Genomic DNA, 12,147 nt, shown 5'->3' with positions numbered 1-12,147 from the left:
GTATGGGTGAGACGGTTCACCAGGCTGAGCCTGGGCGCTTTTCTGAAAAACTGATGCAATTGCTCGATCGCGTCGAATACCGGCGGGTCGAGACCGGCGAGGACATGGAGGACATCGCGCGGCTGCGCTACAAGTCCTACAAGTCCGTCAATCTGATGGAGTTGACCGGCTCGACGCTGATCGACGATCTCGATTTCGACAGTCACGCCTATGTCTTCGGTCTCTATCTCGACGAAGTGCTGGTCAGCACCGTGCGCGTTCATCACGTGACGCCGGATCATCGCGCCAGCACGTCGGGCGTGATCTTCGCACCCGAGATCGACGCGTTCCTCGATGCCGGCATGGTGCTGGTCGATCCCGGCCGGCTGGCGGTCGATCCGGACGTGATCGGCGACGAGATGCGGGCGCTTCCCTATCTGACGCTGCGACCGGTCGCCATGGCCTGCGAATATTTCGCTGCCGACCGCTGCCTGACGGCGTGCCGTCCGCGCCACGCGGCTTTCTACAAGCGCATCTTTGCGTCGGAGACGGTTGTCGCCAAGCGTGAGAACCTCGGCGTCTACAATGCCGACGGCGCGCTTCTGGTGGCGCAGGTGCGGGGGCAGCGGCCGTCGATCCTCGACCGCTACCCGGTTTTCGATTCCGAGCCGTTCGAACGTCGCATGATGTTTGCCGACCGTAACGAAGTGCCGTTTGCGCCGCTGACGATCCTGCCGACCGCGCGCATGGCGCAGACCGGATACGGCCGCTCCTATTGGACGTCCGTTTTCCGCTAAGCGGCCTTGATTGCGCAGGCGAATTTCGGGCGCACCGAGGCGTGCCACCCCTTGCGGAATGGCGCGACATTTCGCCCATCAGGTGCGGCTAAAGAACGGGTTTTCGTTGCGCCGGCCCTGCGCATTGTGTAAGGGCAGCTATAAGGGTTTCGCGGCTTTTCGCGGGACCATGCTTCGATTAGGGGCGGCGATGACCCCAAGGTGGCGCCGCGGCATTCAGGGAGAATTTTGAACGATGGCTGAGCATCATTCTGGACCGGTCGATGTGGGCGCTCCGATGGACTATCCGGAACACGAGAAGACCTACCTCATGTTCCTGAGCGCCTCGAAGTACGGCACGCTTTTCTGCGTCGCCCTGCTGATCGCGATGGCTGCCGGCTTCTTCACGACGATGGGCCTGATCTCCTCGATCGTGCTTTTCATCCTGATCAACGTCGCCGGTTTCTTCTTCCTTCGCTAACCGGCGCGGCCAAACCGACCGTTGAGGGAGCGCAGATGGTGCTTCCTCGGCGACCGGGCGTTTGCCCGGAAGAAGCTGCGTGTCGTTGGCTGGAGGTGCCGCCGCATGTGGCTTGAGGCCCGGATGCCCGCAAAGGGCAGGGGCGGATAATCCTCACCCGCGTGAGGGAGGAGTGAAGAGCAGGCCCGCAGAGCCCATTTGAGGCTCGATGCCGGTGGACCGCCCAAGGTCCCGCATCCAGGCGACGGCTTGCTCCAGACGATTGCGCCGGGCACAGATGTGTCGCGCGCAGGAGGGCGTGTCGGCCCGATAGGCCCACCCGCTTTGCAGTCGGAGAGAATGCCCGCATTCCGGCCCTGGCTCGATTGCGGCCAGGAGGGGGGACTTGTGAGCGAGATCGTCTTCGTCGCAAAGGAAACGGATCCGAACGAGGGTCGCGTTGCCGCATCACCGGATACCGTGAAGAAACTGAAAGGCCTCGGTTTCGACGTCGTCGTCGAGGCGGGGGCCGGATTGCTGTCGCGCATTCCGGACGCAGAGTTCGAGAAGGCCGGAGCCCGGATCGGCACGACGGCAGACGCCAAGGCGGCGGATGTCGTGCTCAAGGTCCGTCGACCGACGACTGCCGAAATCGGCGGCTACAAGTCGGGCGCCATCGTCATCGCCATCATGGATCCCTACGGCAACGAGGCGGCGATCGCCGAGATGGCGAATGCCGGATTGACCGCTTTTGCGATGGAGCTGATGCCGCGCATCACCCGCGCGCAGTCGATGGACGTGCTGTCGAGCCAGGCGAACCTCGCCGGCTACCAGGCGGTGATCGATGCGGCCTACGAATATGACCGGGCATTGCCGATGATGATGACGGCGGCCGGTACGGTGCCTGCCGCCAAGGTCTTCGTCATGGGCGCCGGCGTTGCCGGTCTGCAGGCGATCGCGACGGCCCGTCGTCTCGGCGCCGTGGTCTCGGCAACGGACGTGCGTCCGGCGGCCAAGGAACAGGTCGCCTCGCTCGGGGCCAAGTTCATCGCCATCGAGGACGACGAGTTCAAGGCGGCCGAAACCGCCGGCGGCTACGCCAAGGAAATGTCCAAGGACTACCAGGCCAAGCAGGCGGCACTCGTCGCCGAGCATATCGCCAAGCAGGACATCGTCATCGCCACCGCGCTCATTCCCGGCCGCCCGGCGCCGCGGCTCGTTACCCGCGAGATGCTGAAGAGCATGAAGCCAGGCTCGATCGCGGTCGATCTTGCGGTCGAGCGCGGCGGCAACGTCGAGGGCGCCGAGGCCGGCAAGGTTGCCGAGGTCGAGGGCGTCAGGGTCATCGGCCATCTGAATGTGCCGGGCCGCATCGCCGCTTCCGCCTCCGGGCTTTATGCCAAGAACCTCGTCACCTTCCTGGAGACGATGGTCTCCAAGGAGACCAAGGCGCTGGCTCTCAACATGGAGGACGAGCTCGTCAAGGCGACGGCGCTCACCCATGGCGGTCAGGTCGTGCATCCGAACTTCGGTGCCAGCAAGGGGGACAAGTGATGGCGAATGAACTTCTCGACAAGGCGCTCGCCGATCTCGACCGGGCCGTGGAAGCGGTCCGCACCGCCGCCGAATACGTGCCGGACGCCGCCGGCGTCGTCGCCCATGGCGCCACCGGCGGGGCGATCGATCCCTTCGTCTTTCGCCTGGCGATCTTCGTGCTGGCGATCTTCGTCGGCTACTACGTCGTCTGGTCGGTGACGCCGGCGCTGCATACGCCGCTGATGGCGGTCACCAACGCGATCTCCTCGGTTATCGTCGTCGGTGCGCTGCTCGCCGTCGGCATTTCGGCCTCGGGCCTTGCGACCGGCTTCGGCTTCGTGGCGCTGGTGCTTGCCTCCGTCAACATCTTCGGCGGCTTCCTCGTCACCCAGCGCATGCTCGCCATGTACAAGAAAAAAGACAAGTGAGGCCGGCCCGATGAACGCCAACTTCGCAGCCTTCCTCTATCTCGTCTCCGGCGTCCTCTTCATCATGGCGCTGCGCGGCCTCTCGCATCCGACCACCAGCCGCAAGGGCAATACCTATGGCATGGTCGGCATGGGCATCGCCATCGTCACGACGCTGCTGCTCGCCAAGCCGAGCTTCGGCGGCTTGATGCTGATCGTGCTCGGCCTTGCCATCGGCGGCGGTATCGGTGCGGTCATTGCCCGCCGTATCGCCATGACGTCGATGCCGCAGCTGGTCGCGGCCTTCCACTCGCTGGTCGGTCTTGCCGCCGTCATGGTGGCGGCTGCCGCCATGTATGCACCGGAAAGCTTCGGCATCGGCACGATCGGTGACATCCACGCGCAGGCGCTGGTCGAAATGTCGCTCGGCGTCGCCATCGGCGCCATCACCTTTACCGGCTCCATCATCGCCTTCCTGAAGCTCGACGGTCGCATGTCCGGCAAGCCGATCATGCTTTCGGGCCGCCATGCCATCAATGCCGGTCTTGCGGCCGCGCTCGTCGCGCTGGTGATCATGCTGGTGCTGACGCAGAGCACGACGGTGTTCTGGCTGATCGTCCTGCTGTCGCTGGCGCTCGGCGTGCTGATCATCATCCCGATCGGCGGCGCGGACATGCCGGTGGTGGTCTCGATGCTCAACTCCTATTCAGGCTGGGCGGCGGCCGGCATCGGCTTCACGCTCGGCAACCTGGCGCTGATCATCACCGGGGCGCTCGTCGGTTCCTCCGGTGCGATCCTCTCCTACATCATGTGCAAGGGCATGAACCGCTCGTTCATTTCGGTCATCCTCGGCGGCTTCGGCGGCGAGACGGCGGCGGCCGGCAGCGACGACGGCGTGCAGCGCACGGTCAAGCAGGGCTCGGCGGATGACGCGGCCTTCCTGATGGCGAATGCCTCCAAGGTGATCATCGTGCCCGGCTACGGCATGGCGGTCGCCCAGGCCCAGCATGCGCTGCGCGAAATGGCCGACCAGCTGAAGGCGGCCGGCGTCGAGGTCAAGTATGCGATCCACCCGGTCGCGGGCCGCATGCCCGGCCATATGAACGTGTTGCTCGCCGAAGCAAACGTTCCCTATGACGAGGTGTTCGAGCTCGAGGACATCAACTCCGAATTTGCGCAGGCCGATGTTGCCTATGTCATCGGCGCCAACGACGTCACCAACCCGGCGGCGCGCGACGACAAGTCCTCGCCGATCTACGGCATGCCAATCCTTGATGTCGACAAGGCCAAAACCTGCCTGTTCGTCAAGCGATCGCTCGGCTCTGGCTATGCCGGGATCGATAACACGCTGTTCTACAAGGACGGCACGATGATGCTGCTCGGCGACGCCAAGAAGGTGACGGAAGATATCGTCAAGGCGCTGCACGCCTGAGGCCGTTCGCATCGACCGATAACGAGACGCCCGCCTTTCGGCGGGCGTTTTGCGTTGAAGGATGTGGCGCGCTGCGTGCGGCGATGTGTCGGGCTTTTGTCGAGGCTGACCTAGCCAGCCGGCGCCAGTGTCAGTTCGTCGATGCCGACGGCGACATTCAGGCCTTCCTGTACCTGGACGTTGACGGGCTGCAGCATGAAGGCCTTGTTGGTGCCGCCGCCGATCACCTTGGCACCCGCGCCAACGGCCATGCTCGCATCGGCGCCGACGCCGTAATATTCACCGGCGAGCGCGAATTCGCTGACCGGGGTGCCGGTCTTGGCAAAGACATCCCAGATCATCGTGCTCTTGCCCGTCTTGCCGATGTCGATGCCGATCTTGCGGATCGTGCCGGCATAGACGGCCTTCGGCGCGCCATTGGCGGGCGTGAAGGTGCACATCAGGTTCTTGGTCGAGGTCAGGATCATGCCGGTGCCGCCTTCCGAACCGCAGACGAGGCGGCCAAGGGCGACATAGTTCTGTGCGGCGGCCGGGCCCGTGGCAAGCGCGGCGAGCGCCAGCGCAGTAACGAGGGTTCGTTTGATCATGGCTTGGTCTCCGTTTTTGATGCTTCAAGCAAACGGATGGCCGGCAGGAAGGTTCCGCCGTGCAGCGCTCAGGGCCTGCAAACCAAAACGCCCGCGATGTGGTCGCGGGCGTTTCGAAATGTGTGATCGGCTCGGCTCAGGATGCCTTGACGCGGGCGAGGCCGGCGCGGGCCGGCTCGTATTTCGGGTCGAGCTGCAGCGCGTGCGAGTAGGACTTCGACGCCTTGGCCTTGTCGCCCTTGCGCTCGTAGATCAGCGCCTGGTTGGCCCAGGATTCAGCGACCTTGCCGTTGAGGTTGATCGCGGTGTTGAAGTCGGAGAACGCGTTGTCGTCGTCGCCCTGGGCGACATAGGAAATGCCACGGCCGTTATAGGGCTCCGGCGAGCTCGGCGAAAGCGAGATCGCGGTCGAGAAGTCTTCGATCGCCTGGCCGTGCTGGTTGCGTGCCTGGTAGATCAGGCCGCGATTGTGGTAGGCGCGCGGGTCGGTCGTATCGAGCTGGATCGCCTTGTTGAAGTCGTTGAAGGCGGAATCGAGCTGGCCGGCCTGGCGATAAAGATTGCCGCGGCCGATATAGGCGACGTCGTAGTTGGCGTTGAGCTGCAGCGCCGTGTTGTAGTCGGCAAGCGCTGCCTGGGTGTTGCCCATGTTGCGGTGAACCAGCGCCCGGTTGGCATAGGCCTGGTAGAAGCGCGGGTTGAGCTTGATCGCCTGGTCGAAATCGGCAATGGCGCGGCGGTATTCGCCGGCGCGGCCGTAAGCCGAACCGCGAACATTGTAACCTTCCGGATCGCTCGGGTTGGAGGCGATGACGCTCGAGAGCGAGGCGATGTTTTCCTGCGAGCCCTGCTCGCGCTCGACCTTGTTGGTGACGGAGTCCGGACCGTCGGTCGTGCAGCCGGCAATGAGAAGGGCCGAACCGAGAAGCAGCAGGGCGGCAAGCCTTGGCTTGCGCTGGTGGCGGCGAGACGCCTCGTGGGCAGTGAAACCGGAGACGTCCGCAGTCATGGCAGCAAGTGTCAAAGGTTGATCCCTCAAATCGACAAGGTCTCGAAAGCCATCGGCTTTCTGTTCCTGAAGCCGCCGATACTCCCCGGGGCTCCGCAGCCGGGCCCTGTTCAGGCCACTGGCGTCCGCCCGGCCAAAACGCTCCGGTCGGCTATCCGTCTCCGGCAGCGTTTCTCACGCTAGCCTGTTGGCGGAAAAGATGTCCATACCAAAAAAAGGCGGTGGCGATATATCGCCCCCGCCACGACTTACATCGGAAAGCGTCGAAAAATCGACAAATCAGCGGGCCAGGAGGCCTTCGCGCTGTGCACGCTTGCGTGCCAGCTTGCGGACGCGGCGTACGGCTTCAGCCTTTTCGCGGGCGCGCTTCTGGGACGGCTTCTCGTAGTAGTCACGCATCTTCATTTCGCGGAAAATGCCTTCGCGCTGCATCTTCTTCTTAAGAGCGCGGAGCGCCTGATCGACATTGTTATCGCGGACAAGTACCTGCACGTGAATCCCGTTCCTTGGTTCGAGTTATTTTGCAGCTCCGTCAGGTACGGAGGCAAAAGAATGACATTCGCTAAGCTGGAAGCTTTACGATTAGATGAGCGGATACCAGATCGTCAGGCGAAAGTCCAGCGACGACATGAGGAGACGCTGAAAAATCCTGAGATGCAGGGCCGGCGCTGCTTCCCGTCTGCCGCTTAACCGATCCATAGTCATGTCGCAACTGCGCGCAAGTCCACGCAAATGCGTCGCAAAAGAAACGTTGCGCGGGCCCCGGATTTGCGATTTCTAACGCCAACGAGAATGAACACCGGGAGTAACGGGCCGATGCGTAAATATTCAGTTTTCGCCGTGGCGCGCGAGGCGCTGCGCGGCCACAAGGGATGGGGCCCGCACTGGGCGTCGCCGGAGCCGCGCAAGGAGTATGACGCCATCATCATCGGCGGCGGCGGCCATGGTCTCGGTGCTGCCTACTATCTTGCCAAGGAGCACGGCATCACCAATGTCGCGGTGCTCGAAAAGGGATGGATCGGCGGCGGCAATACCGGCCGCAACACGACGATCATCCGGTCCAACTATCTCTATGAAGAGAGCATGGACATCTACGAGCATTCGCTGAAGCTCTGGGAAAACCTGTCGCAGGACCTGAACTACAACGTCATGTATTCGCCGCGCGGCGTGATGATGCTGTCGCACAACATCCATGACCAGCAGTCGTTCAAGCGCCATATCCATGCCAACCGCCTCTATGGCATCGACAATGAATGGCTGACGCCGGAACAGGCCAAGGCCTATTGCCCGCCGCTCGACATCGCCAAGACGGCCCGCTACCCGATCAACGGCGCTGCCCTTCAGCGCCGCGGCGGCACGGCCCGCCATGACGCGGTTGCCTGGGGCTATGCCCGCGCGGCCTCCGACCGCGGCGTGCACATCATCCAGAACTGCGAAGTGACCGGCATCCGTCGCGACGAGACCGGCCGGGTCGTCGGCGTCGACACCAGCCGCGGCTACATCGGCGCCAAGAAGGTCGGCATCTCCGCCGCCGGCCATACCTCGGTGCTGATGCAGATGGCGGACGTGCGTGTGCCGCTGCAGAGCCAGCCGCTGCAGGCGCTGGTCTCCGAGCCGCTGAAGCCAATCTTCCCCTGCGTCGTCATGTCGAACTCGGTGCATGCCTATATCTCGCAGTCCGACAAGGGCGAGTTCGTCATCGGCGCCGGCACAGACCAGTACAATTCCTATTCGCAGACCGGCGGCCTGCAGATCATCACCCATACGCTCGATGCGATCTGCGAGCTCTTCCCGATGTTCCGCCGCGTGAAGATGATGCGGCAGTGGGGTGGCATCGTCGACGTCACCCAGGACCGCTCGCCGATCCAGGGTGTGACGCCGGTTCCGGGCCTTTATCTCAACGCCGGCTGGGGTACGGGCGGTTTCAAGGCGACGCCCGGCTCGGCCCATCTCTTCGCCCATCTGATCGCCAAGGGCGAGCCGCATCGTCTGGCCGCAGGGTTGACGCTGGAGCGTTTCCGCACCGGCCGGCTGATCGACGAGGCGGCTGCCGCCGCCGTTGCGCACTGAGGATTTCGAGATGCTTCTGATCTACTGCCCCTATTGCGAAGAAGAGCGTTCCGAGCTCGAATTCCGCGGTGCCGGCGACGCCCATATCGCCCGTCCGGAAAACATCGCCGACATCACCGACGAACAGTTCGAGGAATATTTCTTCCTGCGTCAGAACCCCAAGGGTCTGATCTTCGAACGCTGGCGCCATATCCATGGCTGCGGCCGCTTCTTCAACGCCGCCCGCGACACGGTCAGCGACCGTTTCTACACCACCTACAAGGCGGGCGAGCCAAAGCCTGACATCGCCACCATTCTCCAGAGCGAGCAGGACAAGAACGGCCAGGACAAGGGAGCCGCGAAATGATGGGCGCCAACCGCATTCCAGGCGTCGGCCGCCTGACACCCGCCCGCACCGCGCGCTTCACCTTCGACGGCCGCACGCTGACGGCGCTCGAAGGCGACACGGTTGCCTCGGCGCTGCTTGCCAACGGCATTCATCTCGTCGGGCGTTCGTTCAAGTATCACCGCCCGCGCGGCATTCTTTCGGCCGGTGCCGAGGAGCCGAACGCGTTGATGGACGTCTCGCGGGACGCCGCCCGGCGTCAGCCGAACGTGCGCGCCACGGTGCAGGAAGTCTTCGACGGCATGAAGGTGAGTTCGCAGAACCGCTGGCCGTCGCTCGCCTTCGACATCGGCGGCCTCAACGACCTGATGTCGCCGTTCTTCGCCGCCGGTTTCTACTACAAGACCTTCATGTGGCCGAAGGCTGCCTGGCACGCGATCTACGAACCCTTCATCCGCCGCGCTGCCGGGCTCGGCGTCGCGCCGACGGAAGCCGATCCGGACCACTATGCCAGCCGCTACGCCCATTGCGACGTGCTCGTAATCGGGGGTGGCGTTGCCGGCCTCTCGGCGGCGCTTGCCGCAGCCAAAGCCGGCGCCAAGGTGGTCATCTGCGACGAGCAGCCGGAAATGGGCGGCGCGCTTCGATATGAAAGCGGCACGACGATCGACGGCAAGGACGGCTGGGACTGGGCGCAGGAGACCGCAAAGACGCTGGCCTCGATGGACAACGTCACGGTGCTCACCCGCACCACCGGCTTCGGCTACTACAACCACAATTTCGTCGGCCTCGTCGAGCGCGTGACCGATCATCTGGCGGCGCTCGACAAGTCGCTGCCGCGCGAGCGGCTGTGGCAGGTGCGCGCCAAGAAGGTGATCCTCGCCAACGGCCAGATCGAACGGCACATGGTGTTCGCCAACAACGACCGTCCGGGCATCATGCTCGCTTCGGCCGGGCGCACCTATCTCAACCACTTCGGCGTCGCCGTCGGCTCCAAGGTCGGCGTCTACACCGCCCATGACTCGGCCTATGAGGCGGCTTTCGAGCTCAAGCGGGCCGGTGTCTCGGTTCCCGTCATCGTCGATTGCCGCGAAAATCCGGGCGAGGCGGTGCTGGCCGAAGCGCGCAAGCTCGGCATCGAAGTGCTGACCAGCCATTCGGTGATCAAGGCCGGCGGCAAGCTTAGGGTCAATTCGATCAGCGTCGCCCGCAACGGCGGCGGCTCGGCCCGCAAGTTCGCCGTCGACGCACTGCTGGTTTCGGCCGGCTGGACGCCGTCGGTGCACCTGTTCTCGCAGTCGCGCGGCAAGGTGAAGTTCGATGCGGCAACCCAGCGCTTCCTGCCGGGCACGTACCTGCAGGATTGCCTTTCGATCGGCGCCTGCAACGGCACCGACGATCTGCAGGCCACGATCGACGAGGCGCTGGCCGCCGGCGAACTGACTGCGCGTGCGGCTGGTGCCGAAGGCGGAGCGCAGGTGACGCTCTCGGGCGAAAACCGCTACGGCTGGACCGGCGGCATGATCGGTGCCGCTGAAGGGGCAGGGCCGGACACGACCGTCAAGGCGTTCATCGACTTCCAGCACGACGTCTGCGCCAAGGACATCCGTCTGGCGGTGCGCGAAGGCATGCACTCGATCGAGCACATCAAGCGCTTCACCACCAACGGCATGGCGTCCGACCAGGGCAAGCTTTCCAACATGCATGGCCTGGCGATTGCTGCGGAAGCGCTCGGCAAGGACATTCCGCAGGTAGGTCTCACCACCTTCCGCCAGCCCTATACGCCGGTGACCTTCGGTGCGATCGTCAACCATTCGCGTGGATCCCTGTTCGACCCGGCGCGCAAGACGCCAATGCATGCTTGGGAGGAAGCGCATGGCGCCGAGTTCGAGGATGTCGGCAACTGGAAGCGCGCCTGGTTTTACCCGCGCTCCGGCGAAGACATGCATGAGGCGGTGGCGCGCGAGTGCAAGACGGTGCGTGATGTCGCCGGCGTCTTCGATGCCTCGACCCTCGGCAAGATCGAGGTCGTCGGCCCGGACGCGGCCCAGTTCCTGAACCTCATGTACACCAACGCCTGGGACAACCTGAAGCCCGGCCGCTGCCGCTACGGCATCATGCTGCGCGACGACGGCTTCGTCTATGACGACGGCGTGGTCGGCCGCCTGGCAGAGGACCGCTTCCACGTGACGACGACAACCGGCGGTGCGCCGCGCGTCATGAACCACATGGAAGACTATCTGCAGACCGAGTTCCCGCATCTGAAGGTCTGGCTGACGTCGACGACGGAACAATGGGCGGTCATCGCCGTGCAGGGTCCGAAGGCGCGCGAGATCATCGCGCCGCTGGTCGAAGGCATCGACCTCTCCAACGAGGCCTTCCCGCACATGAGCGTCGCCGAGGGCAAGATCTGCGGCGTGCCGACACGGCTGTTCCGCATGTCGTTCACCGGCGAGCTCGGTTTCGAAGTCAACGTCCCTGCCGACTACGGCCAGGCGGTCTGGGAAGCGATCTGGGCGCGGGCCGAGCCGATGGGCGCCTGCGCCTACGGCACGGAAACCATGCATGTGCTGCGCGCCGAGAAGGGCTACATTATCGTCGGCCAGGATACCGACGGCACGCTGACGCCCGACGATGCCGGCCTCTCCTGGGCTGTCTCGAAGAAGAAGCCCGACTTCGTCGGTATCCGCGGGCTCAAGCGCCCGGATCTCGTCAAGGACGGCCGCAAGCAGCTCGTGGGTCTTCTCACCAAGGATCCGAAGGTGGTGCTGGAGGAAGGCGCGCAGATCGTCGCCGACCCGAACCAGCCGAAGCCGATGACCATGCTCGGTCACGTGACGTCGTCCTACTGGTCGGAAAACTGCGGCCGCTCGATTGCACTCGCCATGGTGGCCGGTGGCCGCGCGCGGCTCGGGCAGACGCTCTATGTGCCGATGACCGATCGCACCATCGCCGTCGAAGTGAGCGACATGGTGTTCTTTGACAAGGAAGGGGGCCGCCTCCATGGCTGACCAGGTTACTGCAAGCCGCAAGGCGGCACTCACCGCGCGCGGCGGTTCGGCCGAGGCGATCCTGACGCCGGCACCGGCGGCAACCCGCATCTCGCTGCGCGCCGGCGCCGACGCACTGCCGGCCCTTTCGGCGGCCCTTGGCGTGACGCTGCCGACCCGTCCGAAGACCTCGGCCTCGTCCGGCCAGCGTCATGCGCTGTGGATCGGCCCCGACGAGTGGCTGGTGTTCGACGAGAGCGAAGCCGACCTGATGGCGGCGGCCGCCTCGAGCGGCACGCTGCATTCGGCGGTCGACATTTCGCATCGCAACGTCGCCGTCATCGTCAGCGGTCCGGGCGCGGATGTGGCGATCAACAGCGGCTGCCCGCAAGATCTGTCCCTGGCGATCTTCCCGGTCGGTGGCTGCTCGCGCACGATCCTCGGCAAGGCCGAGATCATCCTCTTCCGCACGGCCGAGGATCAGTTCCGGGTCGAGTGCTGGCGGTCGTTCTCGCCCTTCGTCTTCGGGCTGCTGTCCGAGGGGGCGGCGGACGCCGGGCATTGAGATAAAAAGGC

Annotated in this window: 12 protein-coding genes; 9 read left to right on the top strand and 3 right to left on the bottom strand. The window is 64.4% G+C overall.

The features are described 5' to 3' along the window. Positions 1–2 precede the first annotated feature (2 nt). The 5 genes from L981_RS00540 (at position 3) to L981_RS00520 (ending at position 4,590) form a co-directional block, all read left to right on the top strand. On the top strand, positions 3–776 hold the full coding sequence (locus L981_RS00540; RefSeq protein ID WP_043610731.1) for a hypothetical protein: 774 nt from the start codon (positions 3–5) through the stop codon (positions 774–776). Between the two features lie 235 nt (positions 777–1,011). Continuing rightward, the gene (locus L981_RS00535; protein WP_034786900.1) at positions 1,012–1,236 is read left to right on the top strand and encodes an aa3-type cytochrome c oxidase subunit IV; all 225 of its coding nucleotides are present in this window, start codon (positions 1,012–1,014) and stop codon (positions 1,234–1,236) included. A gap of 387 nt (positions 1,237–1,623) precedes the next feature. Then, complete coding sequence (locus tag L981_RS00530; RefSeq protein ID WP_043610774.1) at positions 1,624–2,769, top strand: Re/Si-specific NAD(P)(+) transhydrogenase subunit alpha; 1,146 nt, start codon at positions 1,624–1,626, stop codon at positions 2,767–2,769. After that, positions 2,769–3,179: an NAD(P) transhydrogenase subunit alpha gene (locus tag L981_RS00525; protein ID WP_043610729.1), complete on the top strand. Its 411-nt coding sequence runs from the start codon at positions 2,769–2,771 to the stop codon at positions 3,177–3,179. The genes L981_RS00530 and L981_RS00525 overlap by 1 nt, the downstream gene beginning before the upstream one ends. Before the next feature lie 10 nt (positions 3,180–3,189). Continuing rightward, a complete protein-coding gene (locus tag L981_RS00520; RefSeq protein ID WP_043610728.1) occupies positions 3,190–4,590 on the top strand; it encodes an NAD(P)(+) transhydrogenase (Re/Si-specific) subunit beta in 1,401 nt (466 codons plus the stop codon). Between the two features lie 110 nt (positions 4,591–4,700). On the opposite strand, the gene L981_RS00515 is transcribed toward L981_RS00520, so the two are convergent. From L981_RS00515 to rpsU, 3 genes are all read right to left on the bottom strand, one after another. Next, positions 4,701–5,177, bottom strand: coding sequence for a DUF992 domain-containing protein (locus L981_RS00515; protein ID WP_043610725.1), 477 nt, complete (start codon positions 5,175–5,177; stop codon positions 4,701–4,703). Positions 5,178–5,313: 136 nt separating this feature from the next. Beyond that, complete coding sequence (locus tag L981_RS00510) at positions 5,314–6,201, bottom strand: tetratricopeptide repeat protein (RefSeq protein WP_043610724.1); 888 nt, start codon at positions 6,199–6,201, stop codon at positions 5,314–5,316. A gap of 264 nt (positions 6,202–6,465) precedes the next feature. Next, positions 6,466–6,678 (bottom strand): 30S ribosomal protein S21, encoded by a 213-nt coding sequence (gene rpsU / locus L981_RS00505; protein WP_034786884.1) that lies wholly within the window; start codon positions 6,676–6,678, stop codon positions 6,466–6,468. Between the two features lie 324 nt (positions 6,679–7,002). On the opposite strand from rpsU, the gene L981_RS00500 reads away from it, so the two are divergent. From L981_RS00500 to soxG, 4 genes are read left to right on the top strand one after another with little or no spacing between them, the layout of a single operon-like run. Continuing rightward, complete coding sequence (locus L981_RS00500) at positions 7,003–8,256, top strand: sarcosine oxidase subunit beta family protein (protein ID WP_043610722.1); 1,254 nt, start codon at positions 7,003–7,005, stop codon at positions 8,254–8,256. Positions 8,257–8,266: 10 nt separating this feature from the next. Then, entirely contained in the window at positions 8,267–8,602 is a 336-nt protein-coding gene (locus tag L981_RS00495) for a sarcosine oxidase subunit delta (protein WP_034786877.1), read from the top strand. After that, positions 8,599–11,592 (top strand): sarcosine oxidase subunit alpha, encoded by a 2,994-nt coding sequence (locus tag L981_RS00490; RefSeq protein WP_043610720.1) that lies wholly within the window; start codon positions 8,599–8,601, stop codon positions 11,590–11,592. The genes L981_RS00495 and L981_RS00490 overlap by 4 nt, the downstream gene beginning before the upstream one ends. Continuing rightward, positions 11,585–12,136: a sarcosine oxidase subunit gamma family protein gene (soxG, locus tag L981_RS00485; protein WP_043610718.1), complete on the top strand. Its 552-nt coding sequence runs from the start codon at positions 11,585–11,587 to the stop codon at positions 12,134–12,136. Before L981_RS00490 ends, soxG begins: the two co-directional genes overlap by 8 nt. The last annotated feature ends 11 nt before the right edge of the window (positions 12,137–12,147 follow it).

Source organism: Ensifer sp. ZNC0028, assembly GCF_000799055.1.
Lineage (GTDB): Bacteria > Pseudomonadota > Alphaproteobacteria > Rhizobiales > Rhizobiaceae > Ensifer.
Note: the sequence above shows the minus strand (reverse complement) of the source record. Positions and strands in the feature narration are given on the sequence as shown.